This is a genomic window from Ornithinimicrobium jinqii, from assembly GCF_045032595.1.
Classification (GTDB): Bacteria; Actinomycetota; Actinomycetes; order Actinomycetales; family Dermatophilaceae; genus Ornithinicoccus.
Window position 1 is genome coordinate 1 of the sequence record NZ_JBJFZS010000003.1, and the last position, 21339, is coordinate 21339.

Genomic DNA, 21339 nt, shown 5'->3' on the forward strand with positions numbered 1-21339 from the left:
GCGGGAAGGGGGGGGTTTTTCCCCCCAACCCCCCCCCCCACCTCGTCGTCGTCTGCGGCCGCCCTGTGGGTCAGGCTCTCAGCGTGGGTCAGGCTCTCAGCTGAGCGGGACCACGGCGAACGGCTCCGTGGTCGGCTGCTCCGAGCCGCCGGCCGGCTCGACCGTCAGGCCCACGGCGGCCGCCCCCTCGGGCGTCCCCTCCAGGACCACGTCACCCTCGTCGAGCACCTCGACCGTGAGGACACCGGCGGACCGGGCCGAGCCGTCGGCGCCCACGAACCACGCCTGGTAGACGCTGCCCTCCGGAGGCGGGTCCACGTCCGAGGGCAGCCGCAGGACCGCGGCGTCACGGTCGGCCGAGCTGATCACCTCGACGGTCCCCACGTCGGTGCGCGCGGAGTACTCGCGCGCGTCCGAGGCCGCGACGATCCGCTCGGCGGGGTCGGCGCCCAGCACCTGGGTGACCCCCCAGCCCCCGACCACGACGACCGCGGCCGCAGCGGCCGCAGCCAGCCAGCGGGCAGGGCGCGCGGGACGACCGGCGTCGCGGTGCGCGGGGCGACGGGAGGCCCGCAGCGGGACGACGTCACCGCCGGTGTGCACGGTGTGCGCCGTCCCCTCCGTCGCCCGGCCCGCGGCCGCGTCCGCCGCGACCGCCGCCAGCACGCGACCACGCAGGTCGGCGGGCGGCGCGACCTCGAGGTCGGTCGAGAGCTCGACCGCAGCCTCGCGCAGCTCCTGCACGACGGCGGTGCAGTCGGGACAGGTCGACAGGTGCGCCTCGAAGCGGGCGCGCTCCGTCTCGTCGACGGCGTCCACGGCATAGGCCGCTGCCAGGTCGTGGACCTGGTCGTCCTCATCCATGTCCTTCACCCCTGCTCACCTCCTGTCATCACCTGGCGCATCTTGCGCAGTCCGTCGCGGATCCTCGTCTTGGCCGTCCCCAGGGGGACCTGGGTGCGCTCGGCCACCTCACGGTGCGTCAGCCCGTCGAAGTAGGCGAGCATCAGCGCCGTGCGGTGCGGCTCGCCCACCGTGTCGATGGCACGACGCACGCGCGTGGCCTCCCAGCGCAGCTCTCCGGCCTCGGCGGTGGAGTCGAAGGGCACGGTCTCGTGCAGTGATTCGTAGCGGTGCAGCCGTGCGGATTGGGCCTCCTCGGACCGGACCCGGTCGACGGCGCGCCGGTGGGCGATCGTCATCAGCCAGGCGAGCGCCGATCCGCGGTCGGGGTCGAAGGCGGTGGCCTCCCGCCAGACCTGGAGGAAGACCTCCTGGGTGACGTCCTCGGCCATCGTGGGGTTGCGCAGGACACGCAGGGCCAGCCCGTGGACACGGGCTGCGACGGCGTCGTAGAGGTCGGCGAACGCCCCCTGGTCCTGGTCGGCGACCCGCGCCAGCAGAGCCGCCAGGTCGGTGGCGTCGTTCGTCGGCGGGCTCAGAAGGGGCCCTGCTCCTTGCGGCGGTCCCACTGCTGCTCCATGCGCTGCATGAAGCCGCCGCCGTCCCGGGGTGCCCGCGGCGGCTTGGGCCCCCGGCCCCCGCCGCCCTTGCCGCCGCCACCACCGGCGCCACCAGCCGGGCGTCGGGGCTTGCCGTCGGGTCCGGCGACCCCCAGCCGGGGCCGGCCCGAGCGTGAGGGCTTCGCGGCCCACCCGCCGCCGAGGACCATCGCCAGGAAGCCGACCGCGCCGACCCAGATCATCTGGGTCATCACCCCGGTGAGCACAAGTGCCAGTCCACCGAGCGCGACGAGCACACCGAGGGCGATGCGACGGCGGTCGATGCCGTGCGCCTGCGCAGCGGTGCTCTTCAGCGTGGTCGCCAGACGGGGGTCCTCGGCGTAGAGGGCTTGCTCCATCTGCTCGAGCACACGCTGTTCGTGTTCGGAGAGCGGCACGGTGGACCTCCGGGGTGATGTGTCGGCCGGTCCGCACGGGGGGGTAGGCGGAACGTCCATGTTCTCTAGGTCAACAAGGATATGACCTGAACGCGGGAAGTACTAGCGGGAGTTCCCGCCCGAGGGTCGCAGCAGGCTCGCCGGCCGGACCGCGTCGTGCCCGAACCGGGCAGCGGCCCGGTCCATGGCCCGCTCGGCCTCCCGCCAGCCGCGCTCGGGCTCGTCGAGACGACCCTGAACCGGGGTGCGTCCGACCTCGGTGATTCCCTCGACCCGGACCCCGAGCATCCTGATCCGGGCCCGCTGGAGCCCCAGTGCGTCATACAGGGCGCAGACGGTGGTGTGCACCTCACGGGTCACGTCGGTGGGGACCGCGACGGTCCGCGAGCGGGTGATCGTGGTGAAGTCGGAGAAGCGCACGGTGAGCACCACGGTCCGCCCGAGCACCGCGCCGTGCCGCATCCGGCTGGCGGTGCGCTCGGCGAGGTGGAGCAGCTGCCGGCGGATCACCTCCGGGTCGTCGACGTCGTGGGCGAAGGTCTCCGAGGAGCCCACGCTGCGCTCGGTCCGGGCGGGAGTCACGGGATCGGTGTCCTGCCCCCACGCCAGCGTGTGCAGGCGGGCCCCGGCCTGCTCGCCGAAGGCCCTGCGCAGCGTCACCACCGGCACGTGCGCGAGCTGGGCCACGGTGTGCAGCCCGAGCCGGTGCAGCTCGGCCTCGGTCGCCTCCCCCACCCCCCACAGCGCACCGACCGGCATCGGGTGCAGGAAGGGCACCACCTCGGCCCGGCCGACCAGGCGCATGCCGTCCGGCTTGGCCGCGCGGGAGGCCATCTTGGCCACCGCCTTGCTGGGTGCCCCGCCGACCGAGCAGGTGATCTGCTGCTCGTCGGCGACCGTGTCACGGATCCACTGCCCGATGGCGGCGGGGTCGCCCCACTGACGACCGGCGGCGGAGACGTCGAGGAAGGCCTCCTCCATGGACACCGGCTCCATCCGCGGGGTGACCTCGGCGAAGATCGCCATCACCGCCTCGGACACCCGGGCGTAGCGGTCGTGGTCGGGCCGGACGACGACCGCCGGGGGGCACAGCCGGCGTGCCGTGGCCATCGGCATGCCGGAGCGCACCCCGAAGGCCCTCGCCTCGTACGTCGCCGACAGCACCACGCTGCGCCACCCGCCCCCCACCACGACGGGCACGCCGCGCAGGTCGGGGTGCTCGAGCAGGGAGACCGCGGCGTAGAAGGCGTCCATGTCGACGTGGAGCACCGTGATGTCGGTGGTCGGACCGGCCGGCGGCGCCGGCACGAGGAGGTTCACCATCCCGAGCTCCCGGGGCTGGAGTGCCACAGCTTGCTGCCGGGGCCGCGGGTGGTCTCCCCCGCCGGGCGGATGTCGGCGTAGGGCGACTGCCGGAAGCCCGAGGCGTGGACCAGGACCCGGCGCCCCTGGCCCTGGCCCGGCGACCCGGCCTCGGCCGCCTCCGCCGCGGCGAGCAACGCCCGCGCCTGCTCCTCGGTGGCGGCCATGAGGGCGTGGACCGCGGCCGGGCCACCGGTCTCCCAGGCCTGGGACAGCGCCCCCAGCTCCCACGCCCCGGTCGCGCGCAGCGAGATCCCCCGGGGTCCCGTGCGCCTCAGCACGCCGCGCACCAGCAGCAGCCAGGAGTGGAAGATGGTCGCCGCGAACGGGCCCTGCACGTCCTCGAAGAAGGTGGCGTCCGCCGGTCCGCTGCCGTCGTCGAGGGTCAGGAACACCACCCGCCGGCCGGAGCGCACCGGCGGTGTCTGCGTGGCGACCTTGGCCCCGGCGATCAGCACCTCGGAACCGTTGCGCTGCGCCAGCAGGTCCCGGGCCCGGGTGACCCCGAGGTCGGTGAGCATCGGCACGAACCCGGCCACGACGTGCTGGCTCACGTCCATCCCGAGCACCTCGAGCTCGGCCCGCAGCTGTTCCTGGACGGTCATCTCCGGCAGTCCGCTGCCCGGCTCGGGAGCGGGCTCGTCGCCGAGCTGGAGCACCATCTGGGTGGCGGCGCCCTCGTGGGGGTGCCAGGTCCGGGGTCCGCCGGCCTGGGCACGGGTCAGGGCGGCGACCTCGCCGGCCGCACCGGCCCCGGCCCCGCCTGCCCCGCCCCCGGGCAGCGACGGTGCGGGACGGCGCCGACCGCCGCGGCTGCGCCCGGCCCCCGTCGACGCGTGCCGGGTCCAGCGGTCGAGCTCGCGCACGTGCAGCAGCAGGTCGCGGCGGGTCAGCCCACCGCGCCCGGTGCCGTGGCGACCCACGCGGTGCACCGTGTCCAGCCCCCCGGCCAGCACCAGCCGCTCGGCGATGGGTCTGCTCGGACGGGCCCGCTGCCACAGGTCGGACAGCGAGGCGAAGGGCTGGCCCGCCACGATCCGCCGGACCTCGTCGTCGCTGATGCCCTTGACGTCCGCCAGCGACAGCCGGATGCCGTAGTCCCCGGCCCGCTGCTCCACGGTGGCCATCACCCGGTCGACGTGGTCGGGGGTGCGGCCCGAGGTGCTCCGCGGAACACCTGCCACGGCATACCCCGGCCCGTCCTCGAGCCGCTCCACCCGGTAGGTCTCCCCCGAGGCGTTGACGTCCAGCCCCAGGACGCGCACCCCCATGCTGCGGACCTCGTCGAGGATGAGCCGCTTGGGGTACATGCCCGGGTCGTGCGTGAGGACGCCGGCCAGGAAGGCCGCCGTGTGATGGGTCTTGAGCCACGCCGACTGGTAGGTGGGCAGCGCGAAGGCCGCGGCGTGCGCCTTGCAGAACCCGAAGGAGGCGAAGGCGGCGAGCACCTCCCAGATCCGGTCGACGTCCGCGGGCCGATAGCCACGGCCCGCGGCCGCCGCCCGCCACCACAGCTCGACCTCGGCCTGGCCCTGCGGCGTGCCCATCGCGCGGCGCACCTCGTCGGCCTGGGCCAGGCTGACGCCCGTGGTCTCGGCGACGATCTGCAGCACCTGCTCGTGGAAGACCACGACGCCGCAGGTCTCCTGGAGGTAGGGCACGAGGCTGGGGTGGAGGTACTCCGGCTCGCCCCAGCCCTGCCGGGCGTGCAGGAAGGGCCGGATCATGTCCGACTTCACCGGGCCGGGGCGGAACAGCGAGATGTCGATGACGATGTCCGAGAACGTCTCCGGGGCGAACTTGCCGACCAGCTCGCGCTGACCGGGCGACTCGATCTGGAAGCATCCCAGGGTGCGGGTGGACTGGATGAGGGCGAAGGTGTCGCCGTCGTCCAGCGGCACCTGGGCGCGGTCGTCGAGGTCGACCGCCACCCCGTCGACGCGCGCGATCTCGTCGACGGCGTGCGACATCGCCGACTGCATCCGGATGCCGAGGACGTCGAGCTTGAGCAGCCCCAGCTCCTCGACGTCGTCCTTGTCGAACTGGCTCATCGGGAAGCCCAGCCAGCTGGCCTCGACCGGGGTCCGGTCGAGGAGCCCGGTGTTGGACAGGATCACCCCGCACGGGTGCATCGCGATGTGCCGCGGCAGCCCGTCGAGCGACTCGACCAGCTCCAGCATCAGCTGCATCCGGGGGGCGTCCAGGCCCTGCCGGCGCAGCTCGGGCAGGTCGCGGATCGCGGCCCGGGCGTCGCGGGCCCGGATGTGCGGGAACGCCTTGGCGAGCACGTCGATCTCCCCCGGGGGCATCCCCAGGGTCGCGGCGACGTCGCGGATCGCGTGCCGCACCCGGTAGGTCTCGACCATCGACACGCAGGTCACCCGGTCGGAGCCGAAACGCTCCAGGATGCGCTCGTACATCTCGGTGCGCCGGGCCGACTCCACGTCGATGTCGATGTCCGGCAGCTGCGCGCGCAGCGGCGAGCAGAACCGCTCCATCAGCAGCCCGTGCTCCATCGGGTCGACGCCGCTGATGCCGAGCAGGTAGGTCACCAGGCTGCCGGCGCCCGAACCGCGTGCCGCGACCCGCACCCCGTTGTCGCGGATGAGGTCGCAGACGGCGGCCACGGTGAGGAAGTAGGTGGGGTAGCCCAGCCCGGCGATCACGCCCAGCTCCTCGTCGAGCCGGGCGCGGACCCGGTCGAGGTATGCCGTGGACGCGCCGGCGTAGCGGGTGGGCACCGCGGCGGAGCAGCGTCGCGTGAGGACCGCGTGCGCCTCACCCACCCCGCTGACCCCGAGCACCTCGGGCTCGGGCAGGTGGACCGCGCCGACCCCGAGGTCCGAGCGGGGGTCCTGACGGCACTCCTGGGCCAGGGCCAGCGTGTCGCGCAGCAGGTCGGCGGCCCGGGCGTCGGCCCCGCCGGCCTCCTCCAGACGCCGGGCGACGTCGAGCATGGTGGCCGTGCCGGCCAGGTGGCCCGCAGCGCTGACCCGGTCGAGGTGCCGCTCGTCGAGGGCGACCATCCGGCGCGCCGCGTCGAGCACGTCCACCACCCTGGCCTGCTCGGGCACCGCGTGCCGGACGGCGGCGGTGAGCACGGCCGGGACGCCGCTCTCCCGGGCCAGCGCCCACAGCCGGGTGGCGTGGCCGAGGCTGCCCGGCGTCCCCTCCGGGCCGCCGTGGCAGACGACCTCGACCCGCAGCGCACCCGGGGGCAGCGTCGCCCGCCAGGCCTCCAGCCGGGCCCTGGCCTCTCCCCGGTGACGGGCCAGCACCGCCCGGCCGACGTCGGAGTCGGGACCGAGCAGCACCACGACCGGGGCCACGCCCTCCACCGGGGAGGCGGCCCGCGCCAGGAGCTCCGGCCGCGTCCGCGGCAGTCCCCGCTCCCCCGCGAGGTGGGTCTGGGTGACGAGCCGGCACAGCCTGGCCCAGCCCGCGCCGGGCTCGAGCCCGGCGCGCTGGCCACGGGTCAGCACGACCACGCGCGGCTGCTGGTCGTTGACCAGGGTGGAGACCGCCCTTCACCGGGGTGCGGGTGGGCGGGTCCGGTGCCGACCGGCCCAGCGCCTCCGCCCCGCTCAGCGTCACCCGTCCCGAGGTCGCCCTGCCCGTCGCCCTGCCCGTCGCCCTGCCCGTCTCGTGGCGGTCCGCGCCGAGCGCGAGGTCGACGCCGAGCACGGGGTCGATCCCGGCCTGGGTGCAGGCGCGGACGAAGCGCACGGCGCCGTAGACGCCGTCGCGGTCGGTGAGCGCGAGCGCGGGCTGACCCAGGGCAGCGGCCCGCTCGACGAGCTCGCCGGGGTGGGAGGCGCCGTAGCGCATCGAGGCGCTGGAGGCGACGTGCAGGTGCACGAAGTCGGGACCGGGCACGGGGGCACCAGCTCCGCGGCTCACCCGTGACCGAGCGGGGAGAGCTCGGAGGACAGCGGCGTGCCGCAGGGCAGGTGCAGCGCTGCACGCACCAGCTCCAGGAACCGTTCGCCCGAGCGCACCAGGTCGTCGGCGTCCCGGGGGGTCACCACGTCGGCCCCCCGCTCGAGCGCCAGCCGGCGACGCCCGGACTCGGCGAAGAAGACCGCCCACTCCGTCAGCTCGGGCGCCACCGTGGGCAGCGCCTCCCACACGCTGCGCGGCCGTGCCCGTCGGGTGGGTGCGCTCCGGGCAGCGAGCAGAGCCGCTCCGGCCCGTAGCGCGGAGAGGTGGGCCTGGGTGTAGCGCTCGGCGGCGGTGCTGCTGTGGCAGGCCAGCAGCAGCCCGCCGCGGGAGCGCTCGAGCAGGTCGAGCACGGTGCCGGCCGCACCGGGCACCGGACCAGGAGGTCCGACGGCGGGTCGGGCCGGGGCGGAGGTGGTCTGCACGGTGGTCTGGGCGGTCACGGTCTGGGCGGTCACGGTCTGGGCGGTCACGGTCTGGGCGGTCACGGTCTGGGTGGTCATGTCGGTGCCTCTCGCTCGTCTGCCGGTCGGGGTGTCGTCGCGCGGGCTCAGTCGCTGACGCGCTCCAGGAGCCACTGCTCGCCGTGAGCCGGGTCACCGTGGACCAGGTCGTAGACGCCGGTCCCCATCGCGCGTCCGGCCGAGGCCTCGACGCGCCACACCTGGTGCTCCAGCACGGCCCCGTCCCCGGGGTCGGTGCCCTCCCGGCGCCACCACGGCACCCGCTGGGTCCACCGGGCCAGGACGCCCCGCACGACGTGCACCCGCCCCCTCCACAGGAAGACGGTCGGCACCGACGTCTCCGGGACGACGTTGCGGCACCACCCCGGCTCGAGGTGCACCCGGTGCTCGACCGGGTCCCCCAGCCTGACCTCGACCGGATGCTGGTAGCGCCTGCTCATGTCCGACTCCCGTCACTCGCTCCTATCGAACTCGTGTTCGATAAGAACAAATGTACGACTCCCCACCGACAGGCTCAACCCTGCGAGCTGTCGCTGTGGAGAACTCGGCCCGTGACCTGCTCAGAGGCTGCGGTCGGTGCAGACGGCGACCAGCTCGACGAGGGCGGCACGGCCCTCGTCGGTGAGCCCCGTCGTCCGCTCCAGGGCCTGCAGGGCGGCGTCGGCGCCGCCGGTGATCATCGCCTCCGTGCGCTCCAGGGCACCGGACCCCACGAGCACCCCGCGGCAGGCCTCGACGGTCTGCAGGTCGAGGTCGGGGTCGCCCAGGCTGCCGGTCAGCAGCTCGGCCCCCTCGTGGTCGGCGAGCTCCAGGGCGTGCGCCACCAGCGCGGTGTGCTTGCCCTCGCGCAGGTCGTCACCGGCCGGCTTGCCGGTGCGGCCGGGGTCGCCGAAGACGCCCAGCACGTCGTCGCGCAGCTGGAAGGCCTCGCCGAGGTGGAGCCCGTAGCGGGACAGCAGCCCCAGGACCTCCGGCCCGGCACCCGCCGCCGCGGCCCCGATCAGCAGGGGCTGCTCGACGGAGTACTTGGCGCTCTTGTAGCGGATCACCGTGCGCACCCGCTCCAGGCGCGCCTCATACCCCAGCTCCCCCCAGCCCACGGCACCCTCGAGCATGTCGAGGAACTGCCCGCCCATCAGCTGCGAGCGCATCCGGTCGAACTCGGGCCGGGCGCGGACGAGGGCCTCGGCGGGCAGCCCGCTGGTGGCGAAGATCTCGTCGGTCCAGTTCAGGCACAGGTCCCCGGCGAGGATGGCGGCCGCGTGGCCGAAGCGCTCCGGGTCACCGTTCCAGCGCCGCTCCTGGTGCAGGGCGGCGAAGGCCCGGTGGGCGGTGGGCCGGCCGCGGCGCCGGTCGCTGTTGTCCATGACGTCGTCGTGGAGCAGCGCGGCCGCCTGGAACATCTCCATCGAGCTCGACGCACGGACGGCAGCGTCGTCGTCGGGTCCGCCGAGCGCCCGCCAGCCCCAGTAGAGGAACGCGGCACGCAGGCGCTTCCCCCCGGCCAGCAGCTCGGCGACCGCGTCCACCAGCGGCCCCATCGGGGCCCCGAGCTCGACGAGCACCTCCCGCTGCCGCGCGAGGTGCTCGTCGAGCGCCTGCTGCACGCGGGGGTGCAGGTCGACGCCGTCCAGCGGGGTGGCGTGCGCCACGGGGCCTCCAGTGCTCGGGGGTCGGTCAGCCGTCCGTGCCGAGCCTAACCGGCGGGGGCGACCTCAGAAGGCGTGCTCCTGCGCACGGCGACGCACCTCGGACTTGGACCCCGCGCGCAGGGACGCGATCGCGCTGCCGCCCACCAGCGTCTCGTCCGGGTCGTACAGCCACCGGATGATCTCCTCGTCCGCCATGCCGCCGTCGGTGAGCACCACGATGGTCCCCCGCAGGGCCGGGAGGGGCCCCTCCTCGGTGACGAAGAGGGCGGGCACCATGACGGCCCGGTTGGGGCCGCGCCGCACCCCCACGAGCTCACGGTCCTGCAGCCACCGCCTCACGGTCTGCAGCGACCGACCGGTCAGCTCGACGATCGCGGGCACGGTCAGCCAGGCGTCGTCCGGAACTACATCGATGTCACTTACCACATCTTCTAGTCAACCACACAGACCGACACGCCAGACAACTGGTGCGATGGCCCCGGAGCCGGTACTGTCCCTTTCGCCCCACCACGTGACAAGCGTCCCGCAGGTCACACCCACCCGCCGACGGCCGTCCCCACCGCCAGCCCCCACCGGAGGATTCCCCGTGAGCCCCCTCTTCGCCGCCATGCCCCCCTCCGACCTCCCCACGGTCGCCTACGCGCCCACGGCGGTGCACGCCGGCGAGCTGCTCGCCGCCGACCTCCTCGCGGTCCGCAGCGCCGGGACCCACACGGTCCGCTCCGGTGACACCGTGAGCGGCATCGCCGCCAGGTATGGCGTGTCCATGGACGCGGTGGTGCGCGCGAACGACCTCCCCCAGGGCGGTCGTTGGATCCTCCCGGGCGCCGTGCTGACCATCCCGGGCGCGGGCGGGGCGGCAGTCCTCGCCCCGGCCCCCTCGACGTCGTCCGGCGGCGCCACCGCCTCCGGGGGCTCGGTCACCGTGCGCACCGGCGACACCCTGTCGCACCTGGCGCTGCGGCACGGCACGACCGTCTCGGCGCTGGCCGGCACCAACAACATCGGCGACCTGCGGATGATCTACCCCGGCCAGGTGCTGCGCCTCCCCGGATCGCCGGCCTCCTCCGCGCCGGCCAGCTCCGGCGGAGGGTCGACCGGCAGCTCCTCGTCCACCAGCCCGGCCGCCGGCGGCACCGTGACGGTCCGCGCCGGCGACACCCTGTCCGGGATCGCGGCCCGCCACGGTGTGACGGTCGCGGACCTCGCCCGCGCCAACGACATCTCCTCCCGCGACTTCATCCACCCCGGGCAGCGGCTGCGCCTGCCGGGGGCGGCGACGTCGTCCTCCTCGGGGTCCTCCTCGTCCTCGACCAGCCCGCGCACCTCGGCCTACGACCCGTCCAACGTCGGCGACTACAAGGCCGGGGAGAGCGTCCCCGACACCTTCTTGCACTACCGCTACAGCGACGGGGTCGCCCGCTCCGCCGCGGCCAACCGCGACTACCTCACCGGCGTCGACGTCCCGGGGCAGGAGGCGATGAAGAAGCTCATCGTGTCCACGAGCAAGCGCTACGGCGTCGACCACCGGCTCATGCTCGCCCTGTCCTACCAGGAGTCCGGCTGGAACATGCGGGCCGTGTCCCCCGCCAACGCGATCGGGGCCATGCAGGTCATCCCGACGTCCGGCCAGTGGGCCAGCTCGCTCATCGGCCGCGACCTCAACGTGCTCGACCCCGAGGACAACGTGGAGGCGGGCGTCGTCATCATGCGCACCCTCCTGTCCTCCACCAGCAACCGCGACCACGCGATCGGCGGCTACTACCAGGGGCTGGCCAGCGTGCGGCAGCACGGCCTCTTCCCGGACACGAAGCAGTACGTGAAGAACATCAAGCACTTCATGACGACCCTCTGACACCGCACTGACGTCCCACGCCCGCCGCACGTCGCTCCGTAGAGTGGCGGGGTGAGGACCCGCACCGACCCCGTGATCGACCACGTGGTCGACGGTCGCTACGAGGTCGGGGCCGAGCTCGCCCGGGGCGGGATGGCGACCGTCTACCGCGCCCGCGACCTGCGCCTGGACCGGCCGGTGGCCCTCAAGGTCATGCGCGCCGAGCTGGCCCACGACGCCGCGTTCGTGCGCCGTTTCGTGCACGAGGCACGCCTGGCCGCTCGCCTGCAGCACCCGCACATCGTCAGCGTCTACGACCAGGGCGAGGACGGTGACCTCGTCTTCCTCGCGATGGAGCTGGTCGAGGGCAGCACCCTGCGCGACGTGATCACCGGCCACGCGCCGCTCACGGCGCGACGCTCCCTCTCGCTCATCACCCCGGTCCTCGAGGCCCTCGCGGCCGCGCACCACGAGGGGATGGTGCACCGCGACGTCAAGCCCGAGAACGTCCTGATCGGGGGTCCCCGGGGCACCGTCAAGGTCGCCGACTTCGGTCTCGCACGTCTCGACGGCTCGACCAACGCGACCAGCGAGATGCTCTGGGGCACGGCCGCCTACCTGGCACCCGAGCAGGTGGAGCACGGCACCGCCGACCCCCGCACCGACGTGTATGCCGTGGGCCTGCTCCTCTTCGAGCTCCTCACCGGTCGCAAGGCCTTCCCCGGCGACGACCCCCTGCGCGTCGCCTACGAGCACGTCCACGGCAGCGTGCCCCACGTCCGCGACCTCGTGCCGACCGTTCCCCCCGCCCTCGAGGCGCTCCTCCTGCGCGCCTGCGCGACCGAGCCCCAGGACCGTCCCGCGGACGCCGCCGAGCTGCTCGGCGAGCTGCGCCGGGTGGAGGCGTCGCTCGGCGACGACAAGCTCGACGCCGTGCCCGTGCCCGCCCAGGACCCCGACGAGCGCGGGGCGCACCGTCCCACCGACACCGACGCCGACGCCACCCAGGCCGTCGGGTTCGGCGGCGCCGGCGACACCCGCCGCATCCCGGTGCCCCGGGCCACCGACCAGCACTACGCCCGCACGACCGGCAACCGCGCCCCCCGGCCGGCCCGCCAGCCACGCCCGCCGCGCGAGCACCGTCGCGGTGGCGCGGTGGCCTGGGTGCTGACGCTGCTCCTCCTGCTGCTCGGCGCCGGGGCCGCCTACGGCTACTGGTACCTCACCGACGGCCCCGCCGTGCACTCCCCCATGCCGGTGGTCGAGGGGCTCCCGGAGGCCGACGCCCGGGCCACCCTCGACGCCGAGGACCTCGACGCAGCAGTCCGCTACGACTTCTCCGAGGAGGTCACGGCAGGCGTCGTCATCTCCGCGGACCGGCAGCCGGGCACCAGCCTGAGGCACAGCACCGACGTGGAGCTCGTGGTCTCCCGGGGCCCGGAGAGGTATGAGGTGCCGCGCCTGGACGGCATGACCGTCGCGGAGGCGACCGCCGCGCTGGCGGCCGAGAACCTTCTCCTGGGCCAGGTCACGCCGCAGCACGACGAGGCGGTCCCCGAGGGTCGGGTCGTCAGTGCCTCGACGGCCGCCGGCGAGCCGGTCCCCCGGGACACCCCCGTGGACGTGACGGTCAGCGACGGCCCCGCACCCGTGGACGTGCCGGACGTCACCGGCCGTGCGGAGGGCGAGGCGGTGGCTGCCCTGGAGACCGCCGGTCTGACCGTGTCCGTCGACCCCGAACGGGTCTTCGACGACACGGTCCCCGAGGGCTCCGTCGTCCGTCAGGCCCCCACCCCCGGCCAGGTCGAGCGCGGCACCACGGTGCGCCTGACCGTCTCCCAGGGGCCTGAGCTCGTCACCGTGCCCGACGTCGTGGCCCGTCAGTTCTCCACGGCGGAGCGCGAGCTCACCGAGCTGGGCCTGGTCGTGGTGCGGGACGACATCCGCGGGGCGTTCTTCGGCACCGTCCGCGAGCAGTCGCTGGAACCCGGGACCGAGGTCCCCAAGGGCACCGAGATCGTCCTGTCGGTCGTCTGAGCGCCTCCGGCCTCCGGGAGGGCGGTCGGACCGGCGCCCGGCTCAGGCCTGGTGCTCCCAGCGCTCCTCGAGCGCCGCCCGCCCCCGTGGGTGGTAGCCCCGCGCCTCCCAGTAGCCGCGCTGCGGGGCGTGGTGGTAGCTGATCTCGGCGGCCCACTTCGGCCCCTTGAAGCCGTAGAGGTGGGGCAGCACGATCCGCGCCGGCCACCCGTGCTCCCGGGTCAGCGGCTCACCGTCGACGTGCGTGGCCAGCAGCGAGTCCGGCGCCAGCAGGTCCTCGAGCAGCACCGCCGAGGAGTAGCCGCGCGTCGCGGCCAGCAGCACGTGGTGGGCCCCCGGCTCAGGCGGTGCGAGGGCGACGAGGTCTGCCAGCCGCACACCGCCCCAGCGCAGCGCTGGGACCGTGTGCCGGTCGACGCAGTGCAGGGCGGCGGGCACCTCCACGAACTCCATCGCCTCCAGCATCTGCCGGTCCACGACCGTCAGACCGCCGTCCGCGGTCGCCCCGCACAGCGTGAGTCGCCAGCGCTCGCCGTCGATCTGCGGCACCTTGCCGTAGTGGGAGGCCAGCCACCGCTCGGTGACCCGCTGGCCCGGCGGCACGACGTCCTGCCTCTCCGGTCCGGCGGGCGGCTGCGACGGCACGGTGCGCTCCCCTCCCTCAGGCGCCGCGTCGGCGCAGCAGGTCGGTCAGGACGTCGGTGGCACGGTCGGTCAGCTCGTCGTCGACGTCGAGGTGCCAGACGAAGCGGGTGTGCCGTGGCCCCATCGGGTAGCCCAGGACGCCCCCTTCGGCGGCCGCGGTGGCGAGCTCCGCCCCGGTCCGGCCGGCGGCAGCCGCGTCCAGCACGAGGATGTTGGTCTCGACCGTCGCCGGGTCGACGACCCCCGGGGCGACGAGCGCCACCGCCTCGGCGACCCGGCGGGCGCGGGCGTGGTCGTCGGCCAGCCGGTCGAGGTGGTGGTCGAGGGCGTACAGGCCGGCGGCGGCCAGCATCCCGACCTGGCGCATCCCCCCACCCAGCCGCTTGCGCCATACCCGGGCCTGCCCGATGCGGGTGGCGTCCGCCACGAGCAGGGAGCCGACGGGGGCGCCCAGCCCCTTGCTCAGGCACACGGAGACGGTGTCGGCGCACGCGCCGTAGTCGGCGAGCGCGACGCCGCTGGCGACGTGGGCGTTCCAGAGGCGGGCCCCGTCGAGGTGCACCCCGACCCCCACCGCCGCGGTGGCCTCGCGCAGCCGACGCAGGTCGGCCAGCGGCTGGACGGTGCCACCGCCGAAGTTGTGGGTGTTCTCGACCACGACGCAGGCCGTGCTGACCTGGTAGGCGCCGCCGTCAGGCACCATGACCGCCAGCGCGGTGTCGACGTCGAGCAGCCCGCGGTCGGCGACCCAGCTGCGGGTGGTGATGCCGGAGAACGCGGCCGCCGCACCCAGCTCGGCGCGGAGCACGTGGGCGAGGTGGTCGGTGATGACCTCCTGGCCCGGGCCGGCGTGCAGGCGCAGCCCGACCTGGTTGGCCATCGAGCCGGTCGGCATGAACAGCGCGGCCTCGTGGCCCAGGAGCGCGGCCACCCAGGCCTCGAGCGCGGCGACCGTCGGGTCCTCGCCGTAGACGTCGTCACCCACCTCCGCGTCCACCATGGCGGCGCGCATCTCCCGCGTGGGGCGGGTGAGAGTGTCGGACCGCAGGTCCACGACAGGCACCGTCATCTAGCGGACGCCCTTCTCCAGCATCTCCGCCACCAGGAAGGCCAGCTCCAGGCTCTGCTGGTGGTTCAGACGCGGGTCGCACAGCGTCTCGTAGCGCAGGCCGAGGTCGTCGAGGTCGACGGCGGTGGTGCCGCCCACGCACTCGGTCACGTCGTTGCCGGTCAGCTCGACGTGGATGCCGCCGGGGTGGGTCCCGGCCTCGGCGTGGGCGGTGAAGAAGCCGCGCACCTCGTCCACGACGTCCTCGAAGCGGCGGGTCTTGTGCCCGCTCGGGGAGGTGAAGGTGTTGCCGTGCATGGGGTCGCACACCCAACTGACGCGGTGCGCCTCGTCGCCGAGGGAGGTGAGCAGGGCCGGCAGCACGTCACGGATCGTGGAGGCTCCCATCCGCGTGATGAAGGTCAGCCGGCCGGGCTCGCGCTCGGGGTCGATCTTGTCCATGAGCCGCAGCACGGTGTCGCGGTCGGCGGTCGGGCCGAGCTTGACGCCGATCGGGTTCTGGACCCGGGAGACGAAGTCGATGTGCGCGCCGTCGAGGTCACGGGTGCGCTCGCCCACCCAGACGAAGTGAGCGGCCGTGTCGTAGAGCAGCCCGGTGCGGTGGTCGCGGCGGACCATCGGGCGCTCGTAGTCCAGCACCAGCGCCTCGTGCGCGGCGAAGAACTCGACCCGGCGCATCTCCTCGGCGTCCCCCACGCCGGAGGCCTCGAGGAAGCGGACGGCCCGGTCGATCTGCGCCGCCATCTGCTCGTAGCGCGCCTGCGCCGGCCCCTGGATGAAGCCCTTGTTCCAGGCGTGCACGCTGCGCAGGTCGGCGAACCCGCCGGTGGTGAAGCCGCGGACGAGGTTGAGCGTGGCCGAGCTGGCGTGGTAGGCCCGCAGCAGCCGGTCGGGGTCGTGCCGGCGCGTGTGCGGGGTGAACTCGAAGCCGTTGACCATGTCGCCGCGGTAGGCGGGCAGGGTCACGCCGTCGCGGGTCTCGCTGTCCGAGCTGCGCGGCTTGGCGAACTGCCCCGCCATCCGCCCGACCTTGACGACCGGGGTGCCGGCACCGTAGGTGAGGACGACGGCCATCTGCAGGATCGTCTTGATCCGGTCGCGGATGTTCGGTCCGGTCACGTCGGCGAGCGTCTCGGCGCAGTCGCCGCCCTGGAGCGTGAAGGCCTGACCCTGGCTGACCGCCGCCATCCGGGTGCGCAGCAGGTCGCACTCGCCGGCGAAGACGAGGGGCGGGTAGGAGGAGAGCACCGAGAGGACCTGCGCCAGCTCGGCAGGGTCGTCCCAGCTGGGCTGCTGCCGGGCGGGGAGGTCGGGCCAGTCGATGCCCAGGCCGGGGCCGGGGGCCAGTCCGGTGGTGTCGGTGCTCACCCGCACCATGGTAGGAGACGCCGGGGGGTGCTCCTTCACCCGGCGTCAGGGTCGCGCGGTCCGGCCGTCGGTCCGTCGGGCGGTCCCTCTGCCGCTGCGTCCGCCTGTGCGGGCTCGTCGTGGGCGCGGCGCTGGGCCAAGTTGGCCCGGGCCCGGTCGGTCACGTCGACGATGTTGGTGCGCGCCTGCTCCAGTCCGTGCCCGAGCCCCTCGCGCGCGTGCTCCAGCCCCGACCTCGCCCGCTCCGCCAGCCGCTTCTTGACCGCAGAGGCGTACTCGTCGACGTACTCCTGGCCGGAGAGCCGCTGGAGCTCGCGCATCACGTCGTCGGTGATGCGCCGCAGCACCTCGTGGTTCTCGATCTGGCCGGCGTACTGCGGGTAGTACAGGGGCCGCCCGATGCGCATCCCGACCCGCACGATGTTGGGGACGGTCTGCCCGGTCGGCTGCGCCTTGTCGGTGTCCACCATCGCCACCGGCACGATCGGCACGTCGGCGGCCAGCGCGAGGCGGGCCATGCCGGTCTTGCCGCGGTAGAGCCGCCCGTCTGGCGAGCGCGTGCCCTCGGGGTAGATCCCGAACAGCTCGCCGCGCCGGAGGATCTCCAGGCCACGCTCGAGGGCCGGCATGGCCGCGCTGCCGCCGGTGCGGTCGATCGGCACCTGGCCAGTCGCACGCAGGACGTTGCGGGTCAGCCAGCCCTTGACCCCGGGGGTGGTGAAGTACTCCATCTTCGCCGGGAAGGTGATCCGCCGGTCCACCATCAGCGGCAGGAAGATCGAGTCCGACGCCGACAGGTGGTTGCTCGCCATGATCGCGCCGCCCTCGCGGGGGACGTTGTCCTTGCCCTCGATCCAGGGCCGGAAGAGCACCTTCGCCGGCGGACCCACCACGAAGTGCTTGAGGAGCCAGTAGAGCATCGTCGGGTCCTTCCTCAGGGATCCCAGTGGCGTGGGCGGTCGCGCAGACTCTACCCCTGACAGCGACTGCGAGCCGTCGCGCTGCCTCGCCCCGGCGACGGCGCCGCCGTCCAGCCGTGCGTGGGAGGATGGCAGCGTGATCCCCGGCACCGAGTCCTTCTCCTCCCCCGGTCACGGCGACGCCGCCCGCACCGGGGTGCTCGTCGTGCACGGCCTCACCGCGAGCCCTCAGTCGCTGGGGCCGCTCAGCCGCCACCTCGCAGACCTGGGGTATGCCGTGAGCGCGCCGCTGCTGCCGGGCCACGGCACGACCTGGCAGGACCTTGCCCGGACGCGGTACGCCGACTGGCTGGGGGCGCTGGAGGGTGCCGCGGTCGACCTGCGCGCACGGGTCGACCGGATGGTCGTCGTCGGGCTCAGCCTCGGCGGCGCGCTGACGACCGAGCTGGCAGCCACCCGCCCCGACCTCGTCGACGCGATCGTCCTGATCAACCCGGCGTTCGCGGCGGACGACCCGCGCCTGCGTCTCCTTCCGCTGCTCAAGCACGTGCTGCCCACCGTGGAGGCGATCGGCAACGACGTCCGCCACCCCGGTGCGGAGAAGGAGCTCGCCTACGACCGGCTGCCCGTCAAGGCGTTCGCCTCCTTCGCCCAGCGCTGGCCCCACCTGCTCACCCTGGCCCGGCAGGTGCGCGTCCCGGTCCTGCTCCTGCGCTCCGCCCACGACCGGGTCGTCCCCGCCCGCAGCTCCCAGGTGTTCCTCGTGCACGTCGGCAGCGACGACGTTACGGAGGTGGTGCTGCCGGAGTCCGGGCACGTCGCCGCGCTCGACCGCGACGCGCCCCTGCTGCTGGAGCGGACGGCGGAGTTCGTCGCCCGCGTCGCCGTGGTGGTGCGATGAGCGAGCCCGTGCGCCCCGGTGGCCCTGCGGACCCCGACGACGTCGACCGCCGGTTCCGGGAGATCGTCTCCGGGCTGACGGACCGCAGCCACCTCGGGACGGGGACGCCGGAGGGGATGGCGACCGACTTCCGCTCCTACGAGCCTCCGGAGGAAGATGACCACTTCGTCCCGCCTCCCACACCCCCGCTGCCGGCCGGCGACCTCCACTTCTGGGCGATCGTCGTGGGCCTGGTCGGCGGCCCGCTGCTGGTCTTCCTGTCCGCGGTCGTGCCGCTGCTCGGGCGCGGGTGGACCAGCGTCGGTGCGACCCTTACCCTCGTCGGGTTCGGGCTCCTCATCCTGCGTCAACCCAGCCGGCGCCGCCGCGACGACGACTGGGGCGCCCAGGTCTAGCCGAAGCAGTCCACCGGCCCCGCCGACCCCGCGGTACGCGCGGTACGCCGTGCGCCCTACGCCGTGGCGCGCTACACCTCCAGGTCGACCCAGACCGGCAGGTGGTCCGACGCGCCGGCGAGGTCCAGCCCTTCCAGCACCGCGGGGTCTCCCGGGGTCGCCCCCCGGTGCCCCCGGGCGAAGATCGCGTCGATGCGCCGGTGGGGCCGTGCGGCGGGGAAGGTCGGGCGGTCGTCGCTGACCTCCGACAGCGCACCGACGACGGCGCGCCACGCCGGACCCTCGCCGTCCTCGTTGAGGTCACCGCCGACGACGAGGGGCTGGTCGAGCGCGATCCTCGGGTCCTCGGCGATCTCACGCAGGACGGTTCGGGCGTGGTCCACCCGTTGCTCCTCCACGAGCGAGAGGTGCACGGAGACGACCGTGACGGGCACCGATCCGGCGCGACGGACGCTCGCGACCGTGTAGCTGCGCGGGTTCTCGCGCAGCCCCACCCGCAGGGGCCGGTCCTCGGCGTCGGTGGGGTTGACCCTCAGGTTCGTCATGAGCGACGTGCCGCTGACCCATCGGGTGCGACCTGACCACAGCAGCCCGCACTCGCGGGCGAAGGCGCTGATCGCATAGCTCGAGGCCGGGTAGCGCGGCACCTCCTGCAGGAGCAGGACGTCGGGGTCGATCGCGCGGACCACCGCCGCCGCCGCGGCCTTGTCGTCCTTGAGTCCGCGCAGGTTGTAGGTGGCGACCCGCAGGGCGGCGGGAGTGGTCGGTGCAGGCATGGGACCATCCTCGCGCACGCGCGGGTCACGCCTCGTCACGCCCCGGTCGTGCCCGACCGCGGTGCCGGCCCGGCCCCACCGGTATGCCGTGCGCGCTCGGCCTGGCCCGCGCGCCGGGCGAGGTCCGCAGCGCCGACCAGCCCGGCGCTCACCCCCAGCGCCGCGGCCCTCACCGGCGGCAGCGGACGATGCCCCCGACCGGTGAGGTGACGGGCCAGCGACTGGCGGGCGGGAGCCAGGAGGAGGTCGCCGGCCTCGCTTGCCCCGCCGCCCACCACGATGGTGCCGGGGTCGAGGGCGGCCACGAGGTTCGCCAGACCGACGCCCAGCCAGCGCCCCACCTCCGCGAGCAGCTCGACCGCAGCACCCTCGCCGGCACGCGCCGCGCGGGTCACGTCCTCGCCCTCGAGGCGCTCCGGGTCGCCGTCGCACCACTCCAGCAGCCCGGCGGCATGCGGGCTGCCCGAGCGCAGCATCTCCAGGGCCTCGCGGCGCATCACCGACCCCGAGGCGTACTGCTCCCAGCAGCCTCGGTTGCCGCACTCGCAGCGTCGCCCCTCGGGGACGACCATCATGTGCCCGAACTCCCCCGCGAGCCCGTGCCGGCCCCGTTGGACCCGGCCGTCGATGATCGTCGAGCCGCCGATGCCGGTGCCCAGGGTGACCACCAGGAGGTGCGACTCCCCCCGCCCCGCCCCGAACCTGTGCTCGGCCCAGGCGGCGGCGTTGGCGTCGTTGTCGACCACGACCGGCATGCCGAGGCGGGTGGCGACGGTGGCCTGGAGCGGCTCGTCTCGCCACGACAGGTGCGGCGCGAAGACGACGGTGCCCCGGTCGGCGGCCACGAATCCCGCGGCACCGATCCCCACCCCCACGACGGCGCCGCCGGCCAGCTCGGGGGCGTGGAGCAGCTCGTCCACGGCGGCCACGACCGCGTCCTCGACGACGCCGGGGTCGGTGGTCCGGTCAGGGGTGTCGCGGCGTGTCGAGCGCACCACTCCGCCGTGCTCGTCGACCAGACCGGCCTTGATCCGGGTGCCCCCGACGTCGACCCCCACCGCCAGCGATGAGGACGTGCGTGTCTCCACGTCCGCCGCGCTCAGGTGCGCCTCGCGGCGAGGTCCGCCGCCCCGATCATCCCTGCCCGGTTGCCGAGCTCGGCCAGCACGACGGGGGTGATCTCACGGTGGCCGCGACCGGTGAGCTGGCGGGCGAAGGCGGAGCGGGCCGGCTGCAGCACCAGGTCACCGGCCGCACCGACCCCACCACCGATGACGATCAGGCCGGGATCGAGCACCGCCGCCAGGCTGGCCGCCCCCTCGCCCGTCCACCGTCCGATGTCCTCCAGCAGCTCGGTCGCCGCCGGGTCCCCGGCGTGCGCCACCTGGGTCACCATGGTCCCGGTCAGCGCCTCCGGGTCCCCGCCGCAGCGGTCGGCCAGGGCACCCGCGTGCGGGCTGCCGCCGGCCACCAGCGCCTGCGCCTCGCGGACCAGCGCCGAGCCCGACGCATAGGCCTCCCAGCAGCCCTTGTTGCCGCAGCCGCAGCGGTGGCCCTCCGGCACGACGCGCAGGTGCCCGACCTCCGCACCCATCCCGTGGGCACCACGGAGCAGCTGGCCGTCGACGATGATCCCGCCCCCCACGCCGGTGCCCAGCGTGATCAGCAGCATGTCCTCGACGTTCCGGCCCGCGCCGAACCGGAACTCGCCCCAGGCCGCGGCGTTCGCGTCGTTCTCGAGGACGACGGGCAGCCCGGTCACGTCCTCCAGGCGCGCCTTCAGCGGTTCGTCCCGCCAGGCGAGGTTCGGGGCGAAGACGACCATCTCCCCCTGGATGTCGATGAAACCCGCGCACGCCACCCCGACTGCCTCGACCTCGTCTCCGCGGTCCCGCGCCGCACCACCGAGCTCGGCCACCACCTCCGCGACCGCGGAGGCGATGAGGTCGGCGTCCTGCGCCGGGGTCTCCCGCTGCGCCTGCTCCAGCATCGTGCCGTCGGCAGCAACCACGCACGCCGCGATCTTGGTGCCGCCGATGTCGACTCCGACCCTGACGTCCACTGGCTTCTCCTCCAC

At 74.4% G+C, this 21339-nt stretch carries 19 protein-coding genes and 1 pseudogene; 4 read left to right on the plus strand and 16 right to left on the minus strand.

Annotated elements, in window-relative coordinates; all coding sequences use genetic code 11:
- Window positions 1–96 precede the first annotated feature (96 nt).
- The 9 genes and pseudogenes from ACI3ET_RS00785 to ACI3ET_RS00825 all read right to left on the minus strand — a co-directional run bounded on the left by ACI3ET_RS00785 (window position 97) and on the right by ACI3ET_RS00825 (window position 9743).
- A complete protein-coding gene (locus ACI3ET_RS00785) occupies window positions 97–864 on the minus strand; it encodes an anti-sigma factor (protein WP_405030996.1) in 768 nt (255 codons plus the stop codon).
- A gap of 5 nt (window positions 865–869) precedes the next feature.
- Entirely contained in the window at window positions 870–1472 is a 603-nt protein-coding gene (gene sigK / locus ACI3ET_RS00790) for an ECF RNA polymerase sigma factor SigK (RefSeq protein WP_405030997.1), read from the minus strand.
- Entirely contained in the window at window positions 1439–1900 is a 462-nt protein-coding gene (locus ACI3ET_RS00795; protein WP_405030998.1) for a DUF3040 domain-containing protein, read from the minus strand. Before ACI3ET_RS00795 ends, sigK begins: the two co-directional genes overlap by 34 nt.
- A gap of 102 nt (window positions 1901–2002) precedes the next feature.
- Window positions 2003–3223, minus strand: coding sequence for a DNA polymerase IV (gene dinB, locus ACI3ET_RS00800; protein WP_405031107.1), 1221 nt, complete (start codon window positions 3221–3223; stop codon window positions 2003–2005).
- Window positions 3217–7090: pseudogene (locus tag ACI3ET_RS00805) on the minus strand (DNA polymerase III subunit alpha). The gene dinB and the pseudogene ACI3ET_RS00805 overlap by 7 nt, the downstream one beginning before the upstream one ends.
- Before the next feature lie 68 nt (window positions 7091–7158).
- Window positions 7159–7704, minus strand: a complete 546-nt coding sequence (locus ACI3ET_RS00810) for an SAV_6107 family HEPN domain-containing protein (RefSeq protein ID WP_405030999.1) — start codon at window positions 7702–7704, stop codon at window positions 7159–7161.
- Window positions 7705–7751: 47 nt separating this feature from the next.
- A complete protein-coding gene (locus ACI3ET_RS00815) occupies window positions 7752–8105 on the minus strand; it encodes a DUF6504 family protein (RefSeq protein WP_405031000.1) in 354 nt (117 codons plus the stop codon).
- Between the two features lie 120 nt (window positions 8106–8225).
- Window positions 8226–9317 carry a polyprenyl synthetase family protein gene (locus tag ACI3ET_RS00820; protein WP_405031001.1) on the minus strand — a complete coding sequence of 364 codons (1092 nt, stop codon included), beginning with the start codon at window positions 9315–9317 and terminating at the stop codon, window positions 8226–8228.
- Window positions 9318–9380: 63 nt separating this feature from the next.
- On the minus strand, window positions 9381–9743 hold the full coding sequence (locus ACI3ET_RS00825; RefSeq protein ID WP_405031002.1) for an Rv2175c family DNA-binding protein: 363 nt from the start codon (window positions 9741–9743) through the stop codon (window positions 9381–9383).
- 160 nt (window positions 9744–9903) lie between these two features.
- On the opposite strand from ACI3ET_RS00825, the gene ACI3ET_RS00830 reads away from it, so the two are divergent.
- Together ACI3ET_RS00830 and pknB are read left to right on the plus strand one after the other, a co-directional pair.
- Window positions 9904–11172: a LysM peptidoglycan-binding domain-containing protein gene (locus ACI3ET_RS00830; RefSeq protein WP_405031003.1), complete on the plus strand. Its 1269-nt coding sequence runs from the start codon at window positions 9904–9906 to the stop codon at window positions 11170–11172.
- Between the two features lie 51 nt (window positions 11173–11223).
- Entirely contained in the window at window positions 11224–13188 is a 1965-nt protein-coding gene (gene pknB / locus ACI3ET_RS00835; protein ID WP_405031004.1) for a Stk1 family PASTA domain-containing Ser/Thr kinase, read from the plus strand.
- Between the two features lie 42 nt (window positions 13189–13230).
- On the opposite strand, the gene ACI3ET_RS00840 is transcribed toward pknB, so the two are convergent.
- Genes ACI3ET_RS00840 through ACI3ET_RS00855 form a run of 4 tightly spaced genes read right to left on the minus strand, consistent with a single transcriptional unit; the run spans window position 13231 to window position 17190 of the window.
- Window positions 13231–13833, minus strand: a complete 603-nt coding sequence (locus tag ACI3ET_RS00840) for a molybdopterin-dependent oxidoreductase (protein ID WP_405031005.1) — start codon at window positions 13831–13833, stop codon at window positions 13231–13233.
- A gap of 16 nt (window positions 13834–13849) precedes the next feature.
- On the minus strand, window positions 13850–14902 hold the full coding sequence (locus ACI3ET_RS00845; protein WP_405031006.1) for a threonine aldolase family protein: 1053 nt from the start codon (window positions 14900–14902) through the stop codon (window positions 13850–13852).
- Entirely contained in the window at window positions 14903–16279 is a 1377-nt protein-coding gene (locus ACI3ET_RS00850; RefSeq protein WP_405031108.1) for a class II 3-deoxy-7-phosphoheptulonate synthase, read from the minus strand.
- A 26-nt stretch (window positions 16280–16305) separates the two neighbouring features.
- Window positions 16306–17190 (minus strand): 1-acyl-sn-glycerol-3-phosphate acyltransferase, encoded by an 885-nt coding sequence (locus ACI3ET_RS00855; protein WP_405031007.1) that lies wholly within the window; start codon window positions 17188–17190, stop codon window positions 16306–16308.
- Window positions 17191–17326: 136 nt separating this feature from the next.
- On the opposite strand from ACI3ET_RS00855, the gene ACI3ET_RS00860 reads away from it, so the two are divergent.
- Together ACI3ET_RS00860 and ACI3ET_RS00865 are read left to right on the plus strand one after the other, a co-directional pair.
- Entirely contained in the window at window positions 17327–18091 is a 765-nt protein-coding gene (locus tag ACI3ET_RS00860) for an alpha/beta hydrolase (protein WP_405031008.1), read from the plus strand.
- On the plus strand, window positions 18088–18486 hold the full coding sequence (locus ACI3ET_RS00865) for a hypothetical protein (protein ID WP_405031009.1): 399 nt from the start codon (window positions 18088–18090) through the stop codon (window positions 18484–18486). Before ACI3ET_RS00860 ends, ACI3ET_RS00865 begins: the two co-directional genes overlap by 4 nt.
- 71 nt (window positions 18487–18557) lie before the next feature.
- Here the strand turns inward: ACI3ET_RS00865 and ACI3ET_RS00870 are convergent, their stop codons facing one another.
- Genes ACI3ET_RS00870 through ACI3ET_RS00880 form a run of 3 tightly spaced genes read right to left on the minus strand, consistent with a single transcriptional unit; the run spans window position 18558 to window position 21324 of the window.
- Window positions 18558–19262 (minus strand): endonuclease/exonuclease/phosphatase family protein, encoded by a 705-nt coding sequence (locus ACI3ET_RS00870; protein ID WP_405031010.1) that lies wholly within the window; start codon window positions 19260–19262, stop codon window positions 18558–18560.
- 35 nt (window positions 19263–19297) lie between these two features.
- Window positions 19298–20350: an ROK family glucokinase gene (locus ACI3ET_RS00875; protein WP_405031011.1), complete on the minus strand. Its 1053-nt coding sequence runs from the start codon at window positions 20348–20350 to the stop codon at window positions 19298–19300.
- 11 nt (window positions 20351–20361) lie between these two features.
- Entirely contained in the window at window positions 20362–21324 is a 963-nt protein-coding gene (locus ACI3ET_RS00880; protein WP_405031012.1) for an ROK family glucokinase, read from the minus strand.
- Between the last annotated feature and the right edge of the window lie 15 nt (window positions 21325–21339).